The 21,642-nt window shown below is 42.9% G+C and carries 25 protein-coding genes and 1 riboswitch; of the genes, 3 read left to right on the top strand and 22 right to left on the bottom strand.

The annotated features are described in order from the left end of the window. Positions 1–23: 23 nt before the first annotated feature. The 3 genes from IQ283_RS22665 to IQ283_RS22675 form a co-directional block, all read right to left on the bottom strand. Positions 24–713, bottom strand: a complete 690-nt coding sequence (locus IQ283_RS22665) for a heptaprenylglyceryl phosphate synthase (RefSeq protein WP_194222429.1) — start codon at positions 711–713, stop codon at positions 24–26. A gap of 606 nt (positions 714–1,319) precedes the next feature. After that, on the bottom strand, positions 1,320–1,616 hold the full coding sequence (locus IQ283_RS22670) for a YerC/YecD family TrpR-related protein (RefSeq protein ID WP_136948324.1): 297 nt from the start codon (positions 1,614–1,616) through the stop codon (positions 1,320–1,322). Between the two features lie 158 nt (positions 1,617–1,774). Continuing rightward, positions 1,775–3,520 (bottom strand): adenine deaminase C-terminal domain-containing protein, encoded by a 1,746-nt coding sequence (locus tag IQ283_RS22675; protein WP_194222430.1) that lies wholly within the window; start codon positions 3,518–3,520, stop codon positions 1,775–1,777. Between the two features lie 87 nt (positions 3,521–3,607). On the opposite strand from IQ283_RS22675, the gene IQ283_RS22680 reads away from it, so the two are divergent. Beyond that, complete coding sequence (locus IQ283_RS22680) at positions 3,608–3,853, top strand: YgaP family membrane protein (protein ID WP_226616410.1); 246 nt, start codon at positions 3,608–3,610, stop codon at positions 3,851–3,853. A 68-nt stretch (positions 3,854–3,921) separates the two neighbouring features. Continuing rightward, positions 3,922–4,023 carry an EYxxD motif small membrane protein gene (locus IQ283_RS24455; RefSeq protein WP_337957775.1) on the top strand — a complete coding sequence of 34 codons (102 nt, stop codon included), beginning with the start codon at positions 3,922–3,924 and terminating at the stop codon, positions 4,021–4,023. On the opposite strand, the gene purD is transcribed toward IQ283_RS24455, so the two are convergent. From purD to IQ283_RS22750, 14 genes are all read right to left on the bottom strand, one after another. Next, positions 4,001–5,269 (bottom strand): phosphoribosylamine--glycine ligase, encoded by a 1,269-nt coding sequence (gene purD, locus IQ283_RS22685; RefSeq protein WP_194222432.1) that lies wholly within the window; start codon positions 5,267–5,269, stop codon positions 4,001–4,003. The two genes, IQ283_RS24455 and purD, sit on opposite strands and share 23 nt — an antisense overlap. 15 nt (positions 5,270–5,284) lie before the next feature. Continuing rightward, the gene (gene purH / locus IQ283_RS22690; protein WP_194222433.1) at positions 5,285–6,823 is read right to left on the bottom strand and encodes a bifunctional phosphoribosylaminoimidazolecarboxamide formyltransferase/IMP cyclohydrolase; all 1,539 of its coding nucleotides are present in this window, start codon (positions 6,821–6,823) and stop codon (positions 5,285–5,287) included. Positions 6,824–6,855: 32 nt separating this feature from the next. Further along, positions 6,856–7,416, bottom strand: coding sequence for a phosphoribosylglycinamide formyltransferase (purN, locus tag IQ283_RS22695; RefSeq protein WP_194222434.1), 561 nt, complete (start codon positions 7,414–7,416; stop codon positions 6,856–6,858). Further along, positions 7,413–8,453 carry a phosphoribosylformylglycinamidine cyclo-ligase gene (gene purM, locus IQ283_RS22700; protein WP_194222435.1) on the bottom strand — a complete coding sequence of 347 codons (1,041 nt, stop codon included), beginning with the start codon at positions 8,451–8,453 and terminating at the stop codon, positions 7,413–7,415. The genes purN and purM overlap by 4 nt, the downstream gene beginning before the upstream one ends. A gap of 15 nt (positions 8,454–8,468) precedes the next feature. Next, positions 8,469–9,881 carry an amidophosphoribosyltransferase gene (gene purF / locus IQ283_RS22705; protein WP_194222436.1) on the bottom strand — a complete coding sequence of 471 codons (1,413 nt, stop codon included), beginning with the start codon at positions 9,879–9,881 and terminating at the stop codon, positions 8,469–8,471. Next, the gene (purL, locus tag IQ283_RS22710; RefSeq protein WP_194222437.1) at positions 9,857–12,082 is read right to left on the bottom strand and encodes a phosphoribosylformylglycinamidine synthase subunit PurL; all 2,226 of its coding nucleotides are present in this window, start codon (positions 12,080–12,082) and stop codon (positions 9,857–9,859) included. The genes purF and purL overlap by 25 nt, the downstream gene beginning before the upstream one ends. After that, positions 12,066–12,749, bottom strand: a complete 684-nt coding sequence (gene purQ / locus IQ283_RS22715) for a phosphoribosylformylglycinamidine synthase subunit PurQ (protein ID WP_194222438.1) — start codon at positions 12,747–12,749, stop codon at positions 12,066–12,068. Before purQ ends, purL begins: the two co-directional genes overlap by 17 nt. Next, entirely contained in the window at positions 12,746–12,997 is a 252-nt protein-coding gene (purS, locus tag IQ283_RS22720) for a phosphoribosylformylglycinamidine synthase subunit PurS (protein ID WP_098446125.1), read from the bottom strand. Before purS ends, purQ begins: the two co-directional genes overlap by 4 nt. After that, positions 12,985–13,710: a phosphoribosylaminoimidazolesuccinocarboxamide synthase gene (gene purC / locus IQ283_RS22725; protein ID WP_194222439.1), complete on the bottom strand. Its 726-nt coding sequence runs from the start codon at positions 13,708–13,710 to the stop codon at positions 12,985–12,987. The genes purS and purC overlap by 13 nt, the downstream gene beginning before the upstream one ends. A 22-nt stretch (positions 13,711–13,732) precedes the next feature. After that, the gene (gene purB, locus IQ283_RS22730) at positions 13,733–15,025 is read right to left on the bottom strand and encodes an adenylosuccinate lyase (RefSeq protein ID WP_194222440.1); all 1,293 of its coding nucleotides are present in this window, start codon (positions 15,023–15,025) and stop codon (positions 13,733–13,735) included. 25 nt (positions 15,026–15,050) lie between these two features. Beyond that, on the bottom strand, positions 15,051–16,163 hold the full coding sequence (purK, locus tag IQ283_RS22735; protein WP_194222441.1) for a 5-(carboxyamino)imidazole ribonucleotide synthase: 1,113 nt from the start codon (positions 16,161–16,163) through the stop codon (positions 15,051–15,053). Next, positions 16,160–16,645 (bottom strand): 5-(carboxyamino)imidazole ribonucleotide mutase, encoded by a 486-nt coding sequence (purE, locus tag IQ283_RS22740; RefSeq protein ID WP_194222442.1) that lies wholly within the window; start codon positions 16,643–16,645, stop codon positions 16,160–16,162. Before purE ends, purK begins: the two co-directional genes overlap by 4 nt. A 142-nt stretch (positions 16,646–16,787) precedes the next feature. Continuing rightward, positions 16,788–16,889: riboswitch (purine riboswitch) on the bottom strand. Positions 16,890–16,967: 78 nt separating this feature from the next. After that, the gene (locus IQ283_RS22745; RefSeq protein ID WP_194222443.1) at positions 16,968–17,162 is read right to left on the bottom strand and encodes an NETI motif-containing protein; all 195 of its coding nucleotides are present in this window, start codon (positions 17,160–17,162) and stop codon (positions 16,968–16,970) included. A 3-nt stretch (positions 17,163–17,165) separates the two neighbouring features. Next, positions 17,166–17,693, bottom strand: coding sequence for a DUF2179 domain-containing protein (locus tag IQ283_RS22750; RefSeq protein WP_194222444.1), 528 nt, complete (start codon positions 17,691–17,693; stop codon positions 17,166–17,168). Positions 17,694–17,928: 235 nt separating this feature from the next. On the opposite strand from IQ283_RS22750, the gene IQ283_RS22755 reads away from it, so the two are divergent. Beyond that, positions 17,929–18,372, top strand: coding sequence for an Hsp20/alpha crystallin family protein (locus IQ283_RS22755; protein WP_194222445.1), 444 nt, complete (start codon positions 17,929–17,931; stop codon positions 18,370–18,372). Positions 18,373–18,426: 54 nt separating this feature from the next. On the opposite strand, the gene IQ283_RS22760 is transcribed toward IQ283_RS22755, so the two are convergent. From IQ283_RS22760 to IQ283_RS22780, 5 genes are read right to left on the bottom strand one after another with little or no spacing between them, the layout of a single operon-like run. Further along, positions 18,427–19,059, bottom strand: a complete 633-nt coding sequence (locus tag IQ283_RS22760; RefSeq protein WP_194222446.1) for an urease accessory protein UreH — start codon at positions 19,057–19,059, stop codon at positions 18,427–18,429. A gap of 18 nt (positions 19,060–19,077) precedes the next feature. After that, positions 19,078–19,887 carry an urease accessory protein UreD gene (locus IQ283_RS22765; RefSeq protein ID WP_194222447.1) on the bottom strand — a complete coding sequence of 270 codons (810 nt, stop codon included), beginning with the start codon at positions 19,885–19,887 and terminating at the stop codon, positions 19,078–19,080. Next, a complete protein-coding gene (gene ureG, locus IQ283_RS22770) occupies positions 19,884–20,501 on the bottom strand; it encodes an urease accessory protein UreG (protein WP_194222448.1) in 618 nt (205 codons plus the stop codon). Before ureG ends, IQ283_RS22765 begins: the two co-directional genes overlap by 4 nt. Positions 20,502–20,522: 21 nt before the next feature. Continuing rightward, complete coding sequence (locus IQ283_RS22775; protein ID WP_194222449.1) at positions 20,523–21,209, bottom strand: urease accessory protein UreF; 687 nt, start codon at positions 21,207–21,209, stop codon at positions 20,523–20,525. Then, the gene (locus IQ283_RS22780) at positions 21,202–21,642 is read right to left on the bottom strand and encodes an urease accessory protein UreE (protein ID WP_194222450.1); all 441 of its coding nucleotides are present in this window, start codon (positions 21,640–21,642) and stop codon (positions 21,202–21,204) included. Before IQ283_RS22780 ends, IQ283_RS22775 begins: the two co-directional genes overlap by 8 nt.

Here is a 21,642-nt window from a genome sequence, read left to right on the forward strand (position 1 = left end):
TTTACCTGATCGACAGGAGAGAATCAATTTCCTTTCACAGCAGCAACAGTTTTTATCGCCTGCTTCATATTATCGTATATGACGTTCCCGACAATAATCGTATCTGCAGAAGCAGCCATTTCTTTCGCTTTCTCAGGTGAGTCAATTCCGCCACCATAAAAAAGGTGCGTATCGTCAAGAACCTGGCTCACTTTCCGAACAAGCTCTGCATCTCCATATGTTCCGCTATATTCCACATAAAAAATGGGCAGTTTGAACATTTTCTCTGCCATACGAGCATAAGCAAGAACATCAGCTTCATCTAGATTAGTATGAGCAGAAGTTAACTGAGCAACCTTAGAATCCTGGTTTAAAATACAATACCCTTCCATCACAATTTCATCCCAGTTCATGATTTCGCCAAAATCTTTTACAGCCTCATGATGTAATCCGGTCACCCATCGGCTATCTTCCGTATTCAACACTGTCGGAATAAAATAAAAATCAAATCCTGGTGTCACTGCCTCAACAGTGGATACCTCAAGAGCACATGGTACCGCGTAACGGCGAATTCTAGCAAGTAGATCTAAAGTCCGATCAAGCGTTACGCCATCACTACCACCAACAATCACCGCATCCGTCCCAGACTCACAAATCGCCTCAAGATCATAATCCTCTATCTCCTTATTCGGATCCAGCTTAAACACATGCTTCCACTCTCGAAAATCAAACATCCTAACCCTTCCTCCCACTTTTCCTCATAAATTGGATTATATCAAAGAATACATGAAAAGCGGAAGCCTCCGTTTAGACCCGGCAGGCACTGGAGCCCTCCAAATTGAACACGGTCTTTATGTTCGAGTTGGAGGGTGAAGTGACAGAGGGTCTGGAGGCTGCAGCTGGATCACGAAAAGCGGAAGTGGGCGTTTAGGTCCGACAAGCGCTGGAGGCATTTCATTTGAACACGTCCTTTGTGTTCGGATGAAATGGTGAAGCGATCGAGGACCTGCCCACTGCAGCTGGATCACCTAAAAGCGGAAGCGCCCGTTTAGCCTCGACAAGCGCTGGAGCCTTTCAAATTGAACACGCCCTTTGTGTTCGAGTTGAAAGGTGAAGTGACCGAGAGTCTGCCCACTGCAGCTGGATCTACGAAAAGCGGAAGCGCTCGTTTAGCCTCCACAAACACCTGCAACCATTTAAAATCCATAATTCCGCGATAATCTAATACTATCCGCGAAATCGATCATTATTTCCGCGATTTCTCAAATATATCCGCGAAAAGGCAAATATCCACCTACACGCCAACCAAAACAAAAATGAGCCGGAAGCCGGCTCATTTTCTACTCTTTATTGTGAACACGATCAAGCGTCATTTGATAGCCATCGTTTCCATAGTTTAAGCTGCGCTTTACTCTGGAAATAGTAGCGGTGCTTGCGCCTGTTTCTGTTTCAATTTTATGATACGTAAACCCTTCACGTAGCATTCTTGCTACTTCCAAACGCTGAGCAAGCGATTGTATCTCATTTACAGTCGCTAGATCATCAAAGAACAAATAGCATTCTTCAAGATCTTTCAATGAAAGAATCGCTTCAAAAAGTTGGTCAAGTGTCTTACCTCGAAGTTTATCAATTTGCATTCTAAATCCACTCTCCTTACTTAAGTATGTTTCGTCTATATGTTGCATTCTGTAACGTTCATCTTGATGTGCTATTTTTACAGCTTTATATTCATTTTAACAATTCAACCGAATAAAATCATGCACTTCACTCCGTTAAGAGGTTACTTTGTTATAGTTTAACGCATTATCGAAGGAAAAAGTACCATTTTCCTTTTCACATCATAAATTCCTTGCTGCGTCAATCGAATAAAAGGTAAATGTGTTGAAGAAAAGAACAACAAGCTATAAACGGGATCTTTATATAAGTAGCCTCTATCTTCTAGTTCTTGTATCATTCTCTTTTCAACTTTGATTAGTTCTTCAAGTGGAAGATCAGACATTTTGCCCATGAGAGGAAGTTTAATTTCGGATATAACTTCTCCATCTTCTACAAGAGAGATCCCCCCACCAATTTCATTTATTCGATTAAAAGCTGTCATCATATCCGCTTTATTTTTCCCAATGATAATAAAATCACCCGTATTTGAAAAGCTGCTTGCAAACCCTTTCACTTGATTAGCGAAGCCTTTAATGATCGTATTTACACGCCATTTCCCTTCACGACTGAGAAGCATCATAAAGCTTTCATCAGAACCTGACGGTAGCTCTTCAACGGACGTTTCGACAGATAGATTATAAGGCTTTGTAATAACAGCATTCACCATTTCAATTCCTGCCGGACCAGAGAAAGTTAAATCGTTTGATTGAATTTCCCACGAATTATCAAGTGGAGAAAGTCCATGACCTTCCCAATCAAAAGACCAATCCTGTTCTACTTCATCACGATCACGCTTTAACCATTTTCCACGCGCTAGAACAGAGACCGGAAGCGGATCTTCTTTTGATGCAAGAATATTAATGTGAGCCACTCTACCCGGTGCTATCATACCATGCGTATCGCTTATACCGTAATGGTTTGCGACATTATATGACACCATAGAATACGCATCTTCTGAAGGGACTCCTTTCTCAAGTGCTATTGCAATTAACTTGTCCGTTGTGCCATTTTCCAGGAATGAAGGCGTTGATCCATCTGTATTCATCATCACGCGGTCAAAGGAAGTAACTCCTTTTTTCAGCAATGATTCGAGAATGACAGGTAGATCAGGTCTTATCGAAGAATAACGGAGTGACGTCATCATACCCATCTCTAAGCGACGCAGCGCCTCCTCTCCTGTCATCGCTTCATGATCACACGAAACGCCAAGAAGCCCCATCTTCGTTAATGTTGCGAGAGAAGCACCAGGGAGATGTCCTTCCACTGGTTTACCGAGTCTTCTTGTCTCCTGCATCCATTCTAAAATTTCATCATCTCCCCCGAGAACATCAGGCCATGCGGTAAGCTCTCCACCCTGTATCACAAGTGGGTGTGCCAGCCATTCCTTCATATTTTTATTCGTAATGGCCTCCTCATCGAGAAGCTGTGTTTGTGAATCATATCGCGCCCACCAATACATCGAAACGGGATACTGATCTAAATCCTCAATCAATGTAAGCGCTTTCTCTTTTGTCAAACCTAGAAGGAATAAAAGGTTATCATTCATCATTGTTGTTGTTCCCCGCTGAGATGCATATCGCGCAAGCGTAAGGGGATTATATAGTTGAAATGGATGTGCATGTGGTTCAATATAACCTGGCACGAGATATTTCCCGTAACAATCAATCCACTCAGTTGACGGGTGCTTTTCAGGAAGATCATCGCCTACGTACACAATACGATCTTCATATACCCATATATTCGATGTAACCCATTTTTTAAGTCCATTATTTAAATATGTTGCATTGTAAAAAACGATCGATGGAGGCAGTTCTCCAGACACTACTTGAACGTGTTGCCGTAATTGCTGCTTTGTCCATAAATTTTTTCGTTTTGCCAAAACCATCACCCGCTTCAAGAAGTTTTCTTTATTTTAACATAATTTCGACACGTTGCTACTTTAGATTTGTGAATGAAGAAAGGAGTTTTTCAATTGAAGCCAAACATTAGTATGATGAATGCCTTTGTTCGACTAGCTACCGGATTCACACTTCTTGCTTATTCAACCGCAAAGCTTTCTAAAGAAGAATCCAAATCAGCCTGGATAATCGCCGCAATCGGTGCCATGAAAGTAGCTGAAGGACATACGAGGTATTGCCCCATCGTTGACCTCATGACCCCCGATGAAAAACTTGATCCAGATGAAACGGCACTTGAAAGAGTGATTAATCCTTCTTAACGTTTTCATAAAAAAACTTCCCTGCATTCAGGGAAGTTTCATCTACCTTATCAAAAGGAGGTCTATTTATGCTCGAGTATATAACAGATACATGGTTAATTTATACGATGATTATTGGAAGTATCGTTGCGATTGCGTTCGCCTATATTAGGAAGAAACGTGTGAAATAGCGCGATGCCCAATGTCTGTTCGATAGAAGCCTTCCGTTACTTTTACATTTTCTAATTCTTTATATACCACCTGACTCGCTTCTCTCAAATCATCACCTGCAGAAGCAACAAGTAGTACACGACCTCCGTCTGTTACTAGCTTTCCACCGATTTGTTTTGTTCCGGCATGAAAAACAAGAGACTCTGATCCAACCTGATCAAGCCCAGTAATCGCCTTGCCTTTCTCATAGCTACCTGGATAGCCACCTGAAGCAACGACAACACCAATAACGGACTGTTCGCTCCATTCAAGCTTAGGTGTTTTACCCTCGAGGAGATCAAGGACAGCCTGGACGAAGTCTGATGTCATTCTTGGGAGAACGACTTGCGTCTCTGGATCACCAAAGCGCGCATTAAATTCAATCACTTTCGGTCCATCAACTGTTAACATAAGGCCAGCATAGAGAATTCCGGTAAAGGAGCGGCCATCTGATTTCATTCCTTTTGCTGCAGGACGTAAAATCGTCTCAACCGCATGATCCACAGTATCTTGAGAAATTTGCGGAACAGGAGAATAGGCTCCCATCCCTCCTGTATTTGGACCCTCGTCACCATTGAAAGCACGTTTATGATCTTGAGAAATAACAAGTGGGTAAACACGATCACCTTCGACAAGAGCCATTAAAGAGAATTCCTCACCCTCTAGAAATTCTTCTACTACAACACGTTCACTAGCAGCACCAAACTGATTGTTCTCCATCATGTCATGAAGGCTTTCGAGTGCTTCCTCCAGTGACATTGCCACCACAACACCTTTACCTGCAGCAAGTCCATCTGCTTTTAGGACGATCGGCGCACCGACTTTTTCAACATAAGCTTTCGCTTCGATATAGTCAGTAAAGGACTTAGAAAATGCGGTAGGAATGTTATGCGCAACCATTAATTCTTTGGCGAACGTTTTACTTCCCTCAATCAAGGCCGCTTCCTGTCTTGGGCCAAATACACGGAGTTCTTCCTCCTCAAAGCGATTTACAATACCGTCGAGAAGAGGTTGTTCAGGGCCAACAAGCGTTAAATCAATGTTTTCCCTTTTTGCGAAGGCAACAAGTTCCTCATGATCACTCTCTTCAATTGCCACAAGCTGACTAACGTCTGTCATACCTGCATTACCAGGAGCGACAAAGACTTGATCAACAAAGCTGCTTTCCGCCGCTTTCCATGCCATTACATGCTCGCGGCCACCGCGACCAATTACCAATACCTTCACTCGAAAAACCTCCTCTTAATGTTTAAAATGACGAATGCCAGTAAAGACCATTGTAATGCCATATTCATTCGCTTTCTTGATGGAGTCCTCATCGCGAATGGAGCCGCCAGGTTGAATAATAGCTGTTACACCAGCGCGACCTGCTGCTTCAACAGTATCATCCATTGGGAAGAAAGCATCTGAACCCATAACTGATCCCTTGCTCTTCTCACCTGCTTGCTCGATGGCAATATTCGCAGCACCGACACGGTTCATTTGTCCTGCACCAATTCCAATCGTTTGGTCATTCTTCGTTAGAACGATAGCATTTGATTTCACATGTTTAACAACTTTCCATGCTAACTTCAGTGCTTCCCACTCTTCTTCTGTCGGCTCACGATCGGTTGGAACCGAAATATCAGCTTCATCGAATCCATAACGATCACGCTCTTGAAGTAAAAGGCCACCATTTACGGAAGTTAACTGATGTTCAATCGCAGGAGAGGCAGAAACATCAAGCTTCAATAAACGAAGGTTCTTTTTCTTCGTTAACACAGCTAAAGCTTCTTCAGTAAACGAAGGTGCCATAATAATTTCAAGGAAAATTTCTTTTAACTTAAGCGCTGTTGCTTCATCCACTTCACGATTAATCGCGACAATCCCACCGAAAATCGAAGTGGAATCAGCTTCATATGCTTTTTGATAAGCTTCTACAACCGTTTCACCAGTACCAACTCCGCACGGGTTCATATGTTTCACAGCTACAACAGCCGGCTGATCAAATTCCTTCACAATATTAAGCGCCGCATTAGCATCGTTAATATTATTATAAGAAAGCTCTTTACCATTTAACTGCTCTGCTGAAGCAAGTGAAGCTCCAGTATATAAAGGTTTTTTATAGAAAACAGCTTTTTGATGGGGGTTTTCACCATAGCGAAGCGTTTGTTTCCGTTCAAATGTTACCGTAAGTGACTCAGGCTCTTCTTCTCCTGATTGAGCAGTTAAATATTCCGAAATCACAGCATCATATGAAGCTGTATGGCGAAATACTTTTGCGGCAAGCTCACGACGAAGAATTCCGGTTGTATCACCATTTTCTTCAACTTGTCGCAAAACGCGATTGTAATCAGAAGGATCCACTACAACTGTTACGTCCCGATGATTTTTTGCAGCAGAACGAAGCATCGTCGGTCCACCAATATCAATATTTTCAATCGCTTCTTCATAAGTAACATCAGGTTTTGCGATTGTTTCCTGGAAAGGATACAAATTCACAACAACAAGATCAATTGGCTTGATATTAAGATCATCCAACTGTTTCTGATGAGCTTCATTATCACGCACAGCTAGAAGACCACTATGTACGTTTGGATGAAGGGTTTTTACGCGACCATCGAGAATCTCTGGGAATCCAGTTACGTCCGAGATGCCAATCACGTCTACACCAGCTTCTTCTAGAGCACGCTTTGTCCCCCCTGTTGAGATCACCTCAACCCCTTTGTCCGCAAGTCCTTTTGCAAATGCTGTAATATCTGTTTTATCAGAAACGCTAATCAACGCACGTTTAATAGCCATAATGATTCCTCCTACTACCTTTTGTTTTTTTCCTAAAGAAGGGAACGGATGACGGCAGGGTATAAAAGATGCTCTACTGCCTGGATTTTACTTGCCAGGTCATCCTTGGTGTCGCCATCATCAATCCGAACACTGTCTTGATCAATGATTTTTCCAGTATCCATTCCCTCATCCACGAAATGAACGGTTACGCCTGTGATTTTAACACCAGCTTCAAATGCTTGTCCGATTGCGTCCTTTCCGGGGAAAGAAGGAAGAAGAGATGGGTGGATATTCACAATTCTTCCTTCGAAGCCTTGAAGCAAAGTTGGACCGATTAACCTCATATAACCTGCGAGAATAATCCACTCAACACCAGCATCATGTAACTGCTGAAGAATAAATGTTTCAAAGTCAGCTTTCGATTCATACGATTTAGGATAAAAGGAAAGGACAGGAATACCAAAGCGTTCTGCCCTTTTTTCAACCTTAGCTCCAGGACGATCACAGACTACGAGTGCCACTTCTGCTTCAAGCTGTCCCTTTTCAATCGCTGCGGCAATCGCTTCAAAGTTCGAGCCGCTCCCAGATGCGAATACGGCTAGCTTCTTCACGACAAGTCACCGCCTCCGAATTCGATTCCTTCTCCCTTTACAACGCGTCCAATCATATAAGCACGCTCACCATCCTGCTCAAGTGCTTTGATGACATTAACCGCAACATCTTCTGGAACAGCAAGGACCATCCCGATACCCATATTAAATGTTGTAAACATTTCCTTACGAGCGAGACTTCCCTTCTTTTCGATCAAATCAAAAATAGGAGGAACCGGCCATGAACCATAATCAATTTGTGCAGCCAGCCCTTCAGGAAGCATACGCGGAATATTCTCTTCAAAACCTCCACCTGTAATGTGTGCAATCCCATGAACAGTGTTAGATTGAAGAACATTTAGAACAGGTTTAACATAGATACGCGTCGGTGTCAGCAAAGCATCTCCAAGCGTCATACCAAGTTCGTCATATGACGCTTTCAAATCCATATCATTATCCTTGAGAAGCACTTTACGTACAAGGGAAAAGCCATTACTATGAATACCGTTTGATGCAAGGCCAATGAGAACATCGCCTTCTGTCACATTCTCTGTTGTAATCAACTGAGACTTCTCTACAGCGCCAACTGTAAAGCCAGCAAGGTCATAATCATTCTCTTGGTACATGTCAGGCATTTCAGCTGTTTCACCACCAATAAGAGCACACCCTGCCTGTGAACAGCCTTCTGCAACGCCTTTCACAATTTGTTCGATCCGCTCTGGTGCAAGCTTACCTGTTGCAATGTAATCCAAGAAATAGAGCGGTTCTGCGCCTTGTGCGACAACATCATTTACGCACATCGCAACGCAATCAATCCCAATTGTATCGTGCTGATCGAGTTGGATCGCAAGCATGAGCTTCGTGCCTACTCCGTCCGTCCCTGAAACGAGAACTGGCTTCTCATAATTGAGTTCTGACAGATCGAACATGCCACCAAAGCCACCAAGTCCTCCCATAACTCCCTTACGCATCGTTTTTTTCACATGCGGTTTGATCCGATCTACCGCTTCATAACCTGCTTCTATATTAACGCCTGCCTGCCTGTATGCTTGTGCCATAACGGCCTCCTTCAGTTAGACTTTTTCGTAAGGATGTACGGTATCAGGATAAATTTCAGTCGGATAATTTCCTGTAAAGCAGCCAAGGCATTGACCGCACGATGAGCCGTCTTCTTCTCTTCCAATCGCTGTAGTCATCCCATCTGTTGTCAGGAACGTCAGAGAATCGGCTCCAATTTCTTCACACATCTCATCTACACTCATCTTCGCCGCTATTAATTCACCCGAATTGGATGTATCAATGCCGTAGTAGCATGGGCTAATAATTGGTGGCGCACTGATTCGAACGTGAACTTCTTTTGCCCCCGCTTCTCGAAGCATCGTCACGATTCGTCTGCTAGTTGTACCACGTACAATCGAATCATCGACAATAACAACACGCTTACCTTCAACAACTCCTCGAACAGGCGAAAGCTTCATTTTCACACCACGTTCTCTCAACTCTTGAGAAGGTTGAATAAAGGTTCTGCCAACATAGCGGTTTTTAATTAATCCCATTTCATATGGAATACCAGATTCTTCCGCATAGCCAATTGCTGCTGAAATACTTGAGTCCGGCACTCCGGTTACAATATCTGCCTCAATCGGGGCTTCTTTAGCGAGTTGCTTACCAAGCTTTTTACGTGCTGTGTGAACGTTAATATTCTCAATGTTACTATCCGGTCTAGAGAAATAAATGTATTCCATTGAGCAAATCGCACGTGAGATTGAAGACGAGAACCTCTCTGATTCAAGTCCGTTCTCACTAATAATCAAAAGCTCACCAGGCTGTACGTCACGAATATATTCCGCACCGATTAAATCAAATGCACACGTTTCTGAAGCAACAACGTAAGCCCCTTCTAAAATACCAAGTGATAGTGGTCTTAAGCCATGTGGATCTAGCGCCACCATCATTTCTTTCTCTGTCATCATAATAAAGGCATAAGCACCCTTCACCATTGTAAGAGCATTCTTAACCTTTTCACGCTGACTCAAGTAGCCGCTTCGTTTAATAAGGTGAGCCAATACCTCTGTATCTGATGTCGTCTGAAAAATGCTTCCCTGTCCTTCGAGCTGGTGCTTAAGGGCATTCGCATTTACAAGGTTTCCGTTATGCGCAAGCGCAAGACCATCATTCTGCGAGCGAAATACAAGGGGTTGAACATTCTCATATCCGCCGCCACCCGCTGTCGAATATCTCACATGACCAATCGCACCATTGCCTTTAAGCTGATCAAGATCACCAGGTCCAAACACATCATTCACTAGTCCAAGTCCTTTATGATTATAGAGGCGATCACCGTCAGTTGTGACAATGCCCGCTCCCTCCTGGCCACGATGCTGTAAACTATGCAGTCCGTAATACGTTAGCGAAGCAGCATCAGGGTGACCCCAGATACCAAATACGCCACACTCTTCATTTAAGCCTTTGATTTCACCAAACATGGAATAGCTCCTTTCCAGGCTGCTTCAAGCTCTTGAACCGGAGCATCGAAGATATGCGTTTCATCTTCGTGCATAATCGTTAATACGCCAGTACCGGTTACTTCACCGATCAGCTTCGCTCCTGTACGCTGCTCAAATGCCTGCTGATGTTCCCCCTTGATGGTTACAAGAAAACGAGATTGTGTTTCACTGAAAAGATCTGTTGTCGTATCTCCGTCAATCCGTACATTAGCACCAAATTCTGTTCCAATGAGCGATTCCGCAAGTGCAACACTAAGGCCACCTTCTGCGAGGTCGTGAGCTGATTCAACAAGTCCATCTTGAATCGCTGTTAGAAGTTGGTTTTGACGTTCTTTTTCAATTTCGAGATTAAGTGTAGGAGCTTGACCTGAGATCTTACCATCAAGATACTTTTGAAGCTCACTACCGCCAAAATCTTCTCCCGTTTCACCTAGCATATATATTAAGTTTCCTTCTTCTTTAAAGGCTTGTGTTGTCACATGATCCAGATCGTGGACAAGGCCAACCATTCCAACAACCGGTGTTGGATAAACAGCGATGCCGTTTGTTTCATTATAAAGTGAGACATTCCCACCAATAACTGGTGAGTTCAGCATACGACACGCTTCACTCATTCCGTCTGTCGCTTTCTCAATTTGCCAAAAGATCTCTGGCTTCTCAGGGTTACCGAAGTTTAAGCAATCTGTAATCGCTAGTGGCTCGCCACCCGAGCAGACAATGTTACGCGCTGCTTCTGCAACTGCAATTTGACCGCCTACTTCAGGATCAAGATATAAATAACGGGAATTACAGTCCGTTGTCATCGCTAACCCTTTGTTTGTTCCACGCACTCGAACAACAGCCGCATCTGACCCAGGTGCCACAACTGTATTTGTTCGCACCATATAGTCGTACTGATCAAAAACCCATTCCTTACTTGAAATTGTCGGCTGACTTAACAAGGTATAGAGCATTTCCTTCGCGTCTTCCACATTTGGAATTGGCTTATGAAGCTGCTGATTTTCAATATAATATTCTGGGATACGAGATGGTTTGTGATAAACAGGTGCTTCCTCTGCTAATGCATCGACAGGAACGTCCGCAACGACTTCTCCTTTATGAAGGAGACGGAATCGCTTATCTTCCGTTACTACACCAACCTCTTTCGCTAAAAGACCCCAGCGATCTGTTATAGCTTTAATTTCATCTTCATGACCTTTTTTCACAACAACGAGCATACGCTCCTGAGATTCAGAAAGCATCATTTCGTATGGCGTCATTCCTTTTTCGCGCTGTGGCACTTCATCAAGATTCATTTCAAGTCCCATGCCTGCCTTACTCGCCATTTCGGAAGCTGAAGACGTTAGTCCAGCTGCTCCCATATCTTGAATACCGACAAGTGACTCGCAGTGAACAAGTTCAAGGCATGCTTCAAGCAGAAGCTTTTCCATGAATGGATCACCAACTTGAACGGCAGGACGCTTTTCGTCAGAAGCATCTGTCAATTCTTCAGATGCGAAGGTTGCGCCGTGGATCCCGTCACGTCCCGTGCTCGCGCCAACGTACATGACCGTGTTCCCAGCTCCTGATGCGATCCCTTTCTGAATGTCTTTATGATCAATTAAGCCAACACACATCGCATTTACAAGAGGATTTCCATCGTAAGAAGAATCGAACTGAACTTCCCCACCAACTGTTGGAATACCAATGCAATTTCCGTATCCTGCAATACCAGCTACAACTTCCTCAAAAAGATACTTCACTTTTGGATTGCTCAGCTCTCCGAAACGAAGCGAGTTAAGAAGGGCAATAGGACGTGCACCCATCGAAAAGACATCACGGATAATGCCGCCAACTCCTGTTGCAGCACCTTGATACGGCTCGATAGCTGACGGATGGTTATGGCTTTCAATCTTAAATACCACCGCCTGTTCATCACCTATATCAACGATTCCAGCTCCTTCACCCGGACCTTGAAGAACACGCTCACCCGTAACAGGGAATTTTTTTAACACTGGCTTTGAATTCTTGTAACTACAGTGCTCCGACCACATAACAGAAAATAGCCCCGTCTCCGTATAGTTCGGTGTACGGCCGAGAATCGATTCCACCATACCGAACTCGTCATCTGTTAAACCCATCTGACTATAGAGCTTTTGGTCTTTAATCACCTCAGGTGTTGGTTCATGCATGTGTGACATGGGATTCCCTCCAGTTACGTAGTATCGATTTAAATAGATTTAATCCATCTGCACTTCCTAAAAGCTCATCTACAGCTCGTTCAGGGTGAGGCATCATCCCGAGGACATTGCCCTTTTCGTTTACAATTCCAGCTATATCTTCCACTGACCCGTTCGGATTATCCGCGTATGTGAAGGCAATACGGTTTTCATTCTTCAGCATAGTAAGTGTTGTTTCGTCGCAATAGTAGTTACCTTCACCATGTGCGATTGGAATCGTTATTTCTTCTTCTTTTTCATAAGTTGAAGTGAACATTGTTTCATTGTTTTGAACGCGAAGTGTAACCGGTCGGCACATAAACTTCAAGTTCTTATTTCGTTTCATCGCTCCTGGTAACAGACCTGCTTCCAAGAGAATTTGGAATCCATTACAAACACCCAGAATTGGCTTCCCTGCTTCAGCTGCCTTCACGACCTCAGCCATAATCGGTGCAAAGCGTGCAATGGCACCACTTCGAAGGTAATCTCCGTAAGAGAAACCGCCTGGGAGAAGGATCGCATCATAGTTTGCTAGATTTTGCTCATCGTACCGGACATAAACCGCTTCTTCTCCAAGCTCATCTTTGATGGCGTGATACATATCCACATCGCAGTTAGAACCCGGGAACACAATCACCGCAAATTTCACTGTGCGACTCCCTCCTCGATTTCGTAGGTGTAGTCTTCAATAACCGTATTCGCAAGAAGCTTTTCGCAAATTTCTTTAATTCGCTGATCCAGGTTTTCCGTATCTTTCACTGTGAGTTCCATGTATTTCCCGATCCGTACGTCTTCCACTTCATGATACGAAAGACTGTGCAATGAATTCTTTACGGCACTTCCTTGTGGATCTAGAACACTTTCTTTTAACGTTACATAGACTTTTACTTTGTACATGATTCGGAGCCCCCCAGGCGAGTTAAAATTTGTTCGTACGCTTCTGTCAAATTTCCAATATCTCTTCGAAACACGTCTTTATCTAATTTCTCATTCGTTTTACTATCCCATAAGCGGCAAGTGTCTGGAGAGATTTCATCCGCCAACATAATCTTGCCTTCCGGTGTTACACCAAACTCTAATTTAAAATCAACGAGCTTTACGTCACGCTCAAGGAAGTATTCACGTAATAGCGTATTGATCTTTAACGCGCGTTCTTTTAATTCTTGAACGGTTTCTTCTGTTGCAAGTTCAAGTTCTAACACATGATCAAGCGTAAGAAGAGGATCACCAAGGTCATCATTCTTGTAATAAAATTCAACGATCGGCTGTTTTAGTAACTTCCCTTCTTCCACACCCGTGCGTTTGGAAAAGCTCCCAGCTGCGATGTTTCGAACAACCACTTCGAGTGGAATGATCGAAACGCGTTTCACAAGCTGTTCAGTAGAAGAAAGCTTTTCAATAAAATGACTTTGGATTCCAGCACTTTTTAAATAATCAAAGAGCAGGCTTGTAATTTCATTGTTCAGGCGACCTTTGCCTGTAATTGTTGCTTTCTTCTCCCCGTTATAAGCGGTTGCTGAGTCTTTATACTCGACCCAGACAACCTCCGCTTCATCTGTTGCATAAATTCTCTTCGCTTTTCCTTCGTACAACAATGTTTGCTTTTCCATGGTGATCCCCTCCGATGCTTAATTAAAGTCCGAGACGTTCAAAAATCATATCCACCGGCTTCAGGTGGTAATTGTAGTCAAAGCAATCTTCAATTTCTGCTTCACTCAGCTGATCTGTAATCTTAGGGTCAGCTTCAACAAGCTCTCTAAATTGAATGCCTCTTTCCCAAGCATCCATTGCTTTTGGTTGAACAAGATCATAGGCAGCTTCACGTGCCATGCCTTTATCAATAAGAGAAAGAAGAACGCGCTGGCTGTAAATTAAGCCGTATGTTCTTGTCATGTTGCGCTTCATGTTCTCAGGGAAGACCGTTAGTTTCGAAACAATTCCTGCAAAACGATTCAGCATATAGTTGAGCGCAATCGTTGCATCCGGAAGAATGACGCGTTCTGCTGATGAGTGAGAAATATCACGTTCGTGCCAAAGAGCAACGTTCTCGTAAGCTGTCGTCATATAGCCACGAATCACACGCGCCATGCCAGTCATGTTTTCAGAACCAATCGGGTTACGCTTATGCGGCATTGCGGAGGACCCTTTTTGTCCTTTTGCAAAAAACTCCTCTACTTCACGCGTTTCGCTCTTTTGTAGACCACGAATTTCAACAGCAAACTTTTCAATGGATGTTGCCACAAGTGCTAGAGCCGACATGTAATGAGCATGACGATCGCGCTGAAGTGTTTGGGTTGAAATCGGTGCTGGTTGTAAGCCAAGTTTTTCACAAACATACTGCTCGATAAATGGATCGATGTTGGCATATGTTCCAACTGCACCAGATAGTTTGCCGAAACGAACGTTATCTGAAGCTGTTTTGAATCGTTCAAGGTTACGCTTCATTTCTTCATACCATAGCGCCAATTTCAGACCAAATGTTGTTGGTTCTGCGTGAACACCGTGCGTTCTTCCCATCATGACCGTGTATTTATGTTCCTGCGCTTTAGCCTTTAGGACTTCAATGAACTTCTCAATGTCTTTAATCAGAAGGTCGTTCGCTTGATTCAACTGATAAGACAGTGCTGTATCAACGACATCCGTTGATGTTAAACCGTAGTGAACCCATTTCCGTTCTTCTCCAAGCGTTTCAGATACCGCTCTTGTGAATGCCACAACATCATGGCGTGTTTCCTCTTCAATTTCATGAATGCGATCGACATTGAACCCGGCATTTTCACGGATCTTTTGTACATCTTCTTTTGGAATAATGCCAAGTTCTGCCCACGCTTCGCATGCTAGGATCTCGACTTCAAGCCACGCGTTATAGCGGTTTTCTTCTGTCCAAATGGCTCCCATCTCGGGGCGGGTATAACGTTCAATCATTGTAAGTCCTCCTGGTCTCTTGTCTTTACTGCCATAACTTCCATGAGTTCATTCGCTTAATTGCTTCTTCTGTTGAAGGTGCAAGAAAGTTAATGTGTCCCATCTTCCGATTAGGCTTTGCTTCGTCTTTCCCATATAAATGAAGCTTTGCATCACCGAGCTCTTCTATACTGTCCATTAGCGGTGTGATGTGCTGACCGAGCAAATTTCCCATGACAACCGGCTTTAGAAGTTCAGTGCTTCCAAGTGGTAGTCCACATATTGCTCGAATATGCTGCTCAAATTGCGAAGTCTCACATGCCTCCATCGTATAATGACCAGAATTATGTGGTCGTGGTGCAAGCTCATTTACATAAATCTCATTATCTTTAAGAAACAGCTCAACTGCAAGTGTACCGACAAGCTGTAGGGTATTTGCAATCTTCTTTCCGATTCCATCCGCTTTGGTTTTGACCGCTTCGTCTACTCGAGCTGGTACGATGGTTTGATGAAGAATGTTGTTCACATGAATGTTCTCACCTACAGGGAACGTTGTTGTTTCCCCAGTTACGCTGCGTGTAACAATCACTGACAATTCTTTTTGAAACGGTACCCAACTCTCCAGAATGCAAGGTACATTAGGAAAAGAGAGAGCTTCAACATCTTTTTCTGTTTTTAAAACCCACTGGCCTTTTCCATCGTAACCACCAGTACGTGTTTTAAGGACTGAAGGGAGACCGATCTTCTCGAGCGCAACCTTAAGATCTTGATGAGAATCGACCGCTTCAAAAGGTGCTACTTGAAGTCCCGACGTCTGAATCGCTGTCTTCTCAACATAGCGATCCTGCGTTACGCGAAGCAGTTCCCCACCCTGAGGCATATACGCATTTTCTTCCAACCATTTTGCAGTATCGTGTGTAATATTTTCAAATTCATAAGTGATCACATCACTTATATCAGCTAGCTTACGAGCGCCATCCAAATCATCATAACCACTAACCACTTCATGATCAGAGACCTGACCACAAGGGGAATCTTTTTTCGGTTCGAGAACGGCGATTTTATAGCCCATCTCTCGTGCCTTTAATGCCATCATTCTTCCTAATTGTCCACCGCCTAGAATCCCAATTGTGCTACCGGGTAAAATGGTTTTCCTCATAAGCTGTCACTACTTTCGAGTACTGTTTCTTTCATCTGAATTCGATAGTCGCTAAGCTTCTTCTCGATCGTTTTATCAGCTGTACTTAGTATTTGCGCAGCAAGTAGTCCTGCATTTTTCGCTCCCGCTTTTCCAATCGCAACTGTCGCAACAGGCACGCCACCTGGCATTTGCACGATTGATAGAAGCGAATCTAGTCCATTTAACGTCCGTGATTGTACAGGTACGCCGATGACTGGCAGTGTCGTTTTAGCAGCGACCATCCCTGGCAAATGAGCGGCACCGCCTGCTCCCGCAATAATGACGTTCAAACCGCGTTCTCTTGCTGATTCTGCATATTCAAACATCAATTCCGGCGTTCTATGAGCCGAAACAACTTTTTTCTCAAATGGCACTTGAAGCTCCTCTAGTATGTCACAGGCATGCTTCATCGTATCCCAATCCGAAGTGCTCCCCATGATGACGCCAACTTTTGTGTTCATGCAATTCCTCCTTAAATGAAGGTGCTAATTAATCGAAATAGTGTGAAAATAACAGAAAAGCCCGAGATAGAATTCTTCTATTTACTTAGAAGAAGCTTCTACCTCGGGCGAAAACACATCTGTCCTGATCTGCGCGTACGCAAAACACGACTTTCCCCCTCATAGTCCGACGATTCATGGTCGTCAGGTAGAAACTTATGGGCCTTATTCCCAAGATTATATGAGGTATCCTTTTTGCTCCTCTTACATAGTAACAAGAGCGACGTTCAACTGTCAACGAAAATCGAACGATGCGTTTTATATTTAGTCTAATGTTCGGTTTTTACTTTAACTTTCCTTCAAAAACAATTTTCTGACTGCATAGCTCAGGTTCTTTAGAACCCTTACCTTCTTTAAAGACTGGTTCTTCCCGGCGTCTTACGGGCATGTACCCTTCATCGTCCATTCGTTTTAAGCAGTCAGAAAGTGATTCATTTTCTTTAACTTCAAACTTCTTTTTCTTCGCTTTCTTTTCCATACATTACCTCCGAATTTTTCTAACCCAGAATCCACCCTGGAAGGTACGGGGCTCATAAGAGATAACGAAGGCTTTCGGATCAAGTTCCTCAATAGCCTGATAAAGCTTACGCTCCGATTTACGCGATGTTAGAACTTGCATGACAAGACGTTCTCCCTGACGCCCGTGCGCAAGATAATGTGTAACACCGTAACCGACATCTCTTAATTTATTGGGAATATCATCTTCAAGCTTTGTTGTAATGGCATTCACTGTAATATAACCAAGCGCAAGGTATTCTTCAATCTTCATCCCAACGATAATTCCTACACCAAAACCAAGGGCGTATGCAATAACGTTTTGAATTTGCCCTAGATTATCGAGGACGAGACCAAGCCCTACAACATATATCGCTATCTCAATTGTTCCTGTAACAGCTGCAAGGTATCGCTGACCTTTAAGTGTAAGTATCGTACGCATCGTGAGAAACGATACATAAAATATATTGATAACAAAAATGGTCAATACCATGCCAAGACCTGTATCCAGCATGTCCATCCTCCTTTTCCCTTATCGTTCAAACTCGAACTTTCCCTAGCATAACACGAGGAAACCTGAAACCGCATGCGATATTTATCGAATTTGACTAATAATTTTCGACTATTTTTTCCAAACTTCCCCTATTTCTTTCCCATCCACTCCTTAAAAAGTTTTATACCAGCAGGACGTTCTTTTAACATTCCACTTTTCGGTGCATATACTGGCAAAAAGCCCAGGAGGTGACCTCATGGGAGACCATTGGGGACAGATGTATGACTGGCGCAATAAAATGAATAAATTTATGGGAGATGATTTTTGGACGGATTTTCAGGATATGTTCGTATCAAATGGACCTCTTGTTAATCTCTATGAAGCTGGAAACGAACTCATCTGCACAGTTTATCTTCCTGGAATTAAGAAAATCGATGATGTTGACGTGTATATCCATTATCGGACCCTTAAAGTAAAGGGCCAAACAGCGATGAACCTTAAAGGCTATCGTAATGTTCAGGAAGAATATAAGCACGGTCCCTTCGAACGCATCGTTGAGTTACCATTCCCCGTTCGCGAAAAACCGATTGATGCGAGTTACAGTAGGGGCATACTCTTAATTCATCTTCACCGACTTATTGAATCGAAGGAAGAGAAAAAACGATTAAAGATTAAAGACGTAGAATCAGATGAAACCTAAAAACAGAGGCGATCGATAAGCGATATCGATCGTCTCTGTTTATTATGAATCACTTTATAAGAAGCTAAATAATCCATCAGTTATACCAATACGATAAATATAATAGAATCCAAACCCGACTGAGAGAATCCCAGTCACTTGAGTTAATCGATGGTTGAGCTTTAACTGCTTCCTCGTTGCGACGAACGGAAGTCCAAGAATGGTTGTAAACCCGAGCATACCAACACATGTCCCTACACCGAACACTAGTATATAGATAGCTCCTTGAAACATCGTTTCAACCGTACTCATCGTCAACAAAATCATCGCCGCACTTCCAGCTAGTCCATGGATAAACCCGATCACTCCAGACTGTACGTATGTTTGGTTTCCTTTCAATCCTGTATTTGCCGTTTTTGTACGTAAGGTTTTTATCCCTAGAAATACGAGCATAAATCCAACAATCATCTCAAGCGACATCGCCCATGTATCTGTTATCGTCGTATTGAAAAGAAATAGAAGCATTCCTACTAGGAAAAGCGTGGTGGTATGTCCAATCCCCCAATACACTCCTGCTAATGAAGATTTCCACAAACTACGTGTTTTACTCGCAATGGTCGATACGGCTATTACATGATCTGGTTCAATAGCATGTTTGATTCCAAGTAGAAATCCAATAACTAAAATTGATAATAAACTAGCGTCCATTTTTTCCTCCTGTATACACTACTTCCGCCAGGATATCGCACTCCTATTGTAAATGGTGTTATGAATAAACGTTTCGATAGCAGCAAAAACCTTCTCAATATGTGCCGTTCGCTTCGCAAGAATTCGGAAACAGCACCCCGGAACCTGCAACATCGATATTCCGTAATGAGTATCACCGAACGATGCAAGGTACTCTCTTAACTTCTCTATCCACTCTCCTGTTACGTTCGGATGAATAAAGTACAATGAACCGATATGGGTGTTCCCCTCTAACTGAAGCAACCTCTTCATATCTTCTTCAGGCTTCAACCGTAAATGATCATATACTTTGAGATTCTTATTCTGATAGATTTTCACCTTAGAGGTTACACACTCATAAGGAAAGAGGACGCCATCCTTTGACCATCCCGGCGTTACAATGTCTGTCAAAAAGAAAACAGCACTTTCATCCATGTGTACTTCTGTTTCTTGCGTAAAGCGAGCATCTCGATAAGCAATGAGCGGATCCAGCTTCATATGTAATTCACTATGCTCTTCTAATTTATAGAACGCTTTTTGTATAACTTGCTTATTTGGTGTTTTGTAAACCTTAGTGGAAGCCTGCGTTGTAACAGCTAACCTAGCCTTCTCCTTCACAAGAATTTCCGTATAATACGTATCACCGTCTACATATCCTCCACCTACATGGATCATTTGCAACAGAGGAAGTCCTTCCTCATTGTAAGTAGGGCGTGAAATCTTAAAAACACCGTTATAGTAAGCATCCGAAAGCACGGATTTCCCATATCGATCAGATGCTTCTAACTTGAGATAACCTGTATAGGTCACTGCTCAAGTCCTACAAAAAAGGCCTGCTCCTTAATCCACTGTACAACATCACTAACGCCAGTTTCATCCTTTAAGTTAGTAAAGAAAAATGGACGATCTCCTCTTGATTTCAACGTATCCTCTCGCATGATATCAAGATTGGCGCCAACATAAGGAGCAAGATCCGTTTTATTAATAATAAACAAATCCGACTTAATCATCCCCTGACCGCCTTTACGGGGGATTTTCTCTCCCTGCGCCACATCTATAATATAAATCGAAAAATCAACAAGCTCAGGACTGAAAGTTGCCGCTAGATTATCGCCACCACTTTCAACAAAAATGAGATCAAGATCTTCATGACGTTCATTCAATTCATCAATAGCAGCAAAGTTCATCGATGCATCTTCTCGAATCGCCGTATGCGGACATCCTCCTGTTTCTACGCCGATGATGCGGTCCGAAGGCAAAATCCCGTTCTTATTCAAAAACATCGCATCTTCTTTCGTATAAATATCATTTGTGATGACAGCCATACTAAATTCGTTATTCATTGCTCTTGTTAAGCGATCCACTAAAAGCGTTTTGCCAGCACCAACTGGTCCGCCAATTCCTATTCGTATGGGTTCACTCATTTTTCAATCATCCTTTCTTCATTAACTCATAAATAGACGAACATTGATCGCCTCATGCTTCATTTGTGCAATTTCAAGGCCAGGAGCGCCTATCCCAAAGTCACTGTCTTCAAGAGACATAATCTGCTTCACACAATCTGTTAAAAGTGGCTGAATTGAAACAAGAATTTGCTGTCCTTCTGTTTGACCAAGCGGGACGCCTCGAACGGCGTTTTGAACGAGTGACGAAGCAGTTGCAAATCCGTAGCATGAAACCGCACTTTCAACATCAATACCAAGGTGATAACATACAATCGCAAATACCAGTGCCCCATGGCCGTACACCTTTTTCTCCTTCATTGCATCCATATACTGATTAAATATCGCGTTCGGATAAAGGGTGGAAACTACCTTAACTAAGCGATTACCAATTCTTCTGTTCCCTTCTCGGGTCTCCCTAGCCATCCCCAACGCATACAATGATTGATCCAGCTCCCATAGACGATCCGTGTCATCCACTTCTAAGGCTTCATACGCAAACCGACAGGCAAGTCCATCCGTATAAACTAGCTGATTCATTAGAAAAAGCTCAAGAACATGTTGAAATGAAGAAGAGTCATGAATTGTGCCATTTGCAATATATGTTTCTATTCCAAACGAATGCGAAAAGGCCCCTGAGGGAAACTGCGAATCACTTAGTTGAAGGATCGAAAAGAGCGCATTAGTCATGCCCAATGTATTTAAAAGCTTCTTTCATTTTTCGTTTTTCAATCACATGAGAAATATTTAGTTCTGTTAACAACTGAATAACTAGATAATCATGCTGCACAATCATCTCATCTCCTTCAAATTGTGCTGGCAAATGGCGATTGCCTAGCATATGAGCGACTTCTCCCATTTGTTTCAAAGAATTAGGATAAATGACGATCACTTCATCTTCCATCACACTGACAATAATCATATTGTCATCCGCACGATACAGAATATCACCATCGACTAAATCTTTCGGCTTAGAAAGTTTAATCCCAAGCTCTTTTCCGTGATCGGTCTTTACTCGCTGAATTCGTTTCACAAGTTCATCACTTCGAAGATAAACTCTTTCTACATGCGGTAGCGTATCCTTTTCGTCACGAATGTTTCCTTTTATCTCACTAATGATCAT

It is taken from the genome of Pseudalkalibacillus hwajinpoensis, from assembly GCF_015234585.1.
Taxonomy (GTDB): domain Bacteria; phylum Bacillota; class Bacilli; order Bacillales; family Guptibacillaceae; genus Guptibacillus; species Guptibacillus hwajinpoensis_B.

What these genes read in the sequence shown, in the direction of transcription:
- purB (WP_194222440.1), bottom strand. Translation starts at nt 15,025, where the DNA reads ATGATTGAACGTTATACCCGCCCCGAGATGGGAGCCATTTGGACAGAA.
- IQ283_RS22760 (WP_194222446.1), bottom strand. Translation starts at nt 19,059, where the DNA reads ATGGACGCTAGTTTATTATCAATTTTAGTTATTGGATTTCTACTTGGA.
- purC (WP_194222439.1), bottom strand. Translation starts at nt 13,710, where the DNA reads ATGGAAAAGCAAACATTGTTGTACGAAGGAAAAGCGAAGAGAATTTAT.
- IQ283_RS24455 (WP_337957775.1), top strand. Translation starts at nt 3,922, where the DNA reads ATGCTCGAGTATATAACAGATACATGGTTAATTTATACGATGATTATT.
- ureG (WP_194222448.1), bottom strand. Translation starts at nt 20,501, where the DNA reads ATGAGTGAACCCATACGAATAGGAATTGGCGGACCAGTTGGTGCTGGC.
- IQ283_RS22745 (WP_194222443.1), bottom strand. Translation starts at nt 17,162, where the DNA reads ATGGAAAAGAAAGCGAAGAAAAAGAAGTTTGAAGTTAAAGAAAATGAA.
- IQ283_RS22750 (WP_194222444.1), bottom strand. Translation starts at nt 17,693, where the DNA reads ATGCTGGATACAGGTCTTGGCATGGTATTGACCATTTTTGTTATCAAT.
- purK (WP_194222441.1), bottom strand. Translation starts at nt 16,163, where the DNA reads ATGAGGAAAACCATTTTACCCGGTAGCACAATTGGGATTCTAGGCGGT.
- IQ283_RS22755 (WP_194222445.1), top strand. Translation starts at nt 17,929, where the DNA reads ATGGGAGACCATTGGGGACAGATGTATGACTGGCGCAATAAAATGAAT.
- purE (WP_194222442.1), bottom strand. Translation starts at nt 16,645, where the DNA reads ATGAACACAAAAGTTGGCGTCATCATGGGGAGCACTTCGGATTGGGAT.
- purF (WP_194222436.1), bottom strand. Translation starts at nt 9,881, where the DNA reads ATGTTTGGTGAAATCAAAGGCTTAAATGAAGAGTGTGGCGTATTTGGT.
- purH (WP_194222433.1), bottom strand. Translation starts at nt 6,823, where the DNA reads ATGGCTATTAAACGTGCGTTGATTAGCGTTTCTGATAAAACAGATATT.
- IQ283_RS22665 (WP_194222429.1), bottom strand. Translation starts at nt 713, where the DNA reads ATGTTTGATTTTCGAGAGTGGAAGCATGTGTTTAAGCTGGATCCGAAT.
- purS (WP_098446125.1), bottom strand. Translation starts at nt 12,997, where the DNA reads ATGTACAAAGTAAAAGTCTATGTAACGTTAAAAGAAAGTGTTCTAGAT.
- IQ283_RS22675 (WP_194222430.1), bottom strand. Translation starts at nt 3,520, where the DNA reads ATGGTTTTGGCAAAACGAAAAAATTTATGGACAAAGCAGCAATTACGG.
- IQ283_RS22780 (WP_194222450.1), bottom strand. Translation starts at nt 21,642, where the DNA reads ATGATCATTAGTGAGATAAAAGGAAACATTCGTGACGAAAAGGATACG.
- purM (WP_194222435.1), bottom strand. Translation starts at nt 8,453, where the DNA reads ATGGCACAAGCATACAGGCAGGCAGGCGTTAATATAGAAGCAGGTTAT.
- IQ283_RS22775 (WP_194222449.1), bottom strand. Translation starts at nt 21,209, where the DNA reads ATGACTAATGCGCTCTTTTCGATCCTTCAACTAAGTGATTCGCAGTTT.
- IQ283_RS22670 (WP_136948324.1), bottom strand. Translation starts at nt 1,616, where the DNA reads ATGCAAATTGATAAACTTCGAGGTAAGACACTTGACCAACTTTTTGAA.
- purL (WP_194222437.1), bottom strand. Translation starts at nt 12,082, where the DNA reads ATGTCACACATGCATGAACCAACACCTGAGGTGATTAAAGACCAAAAG.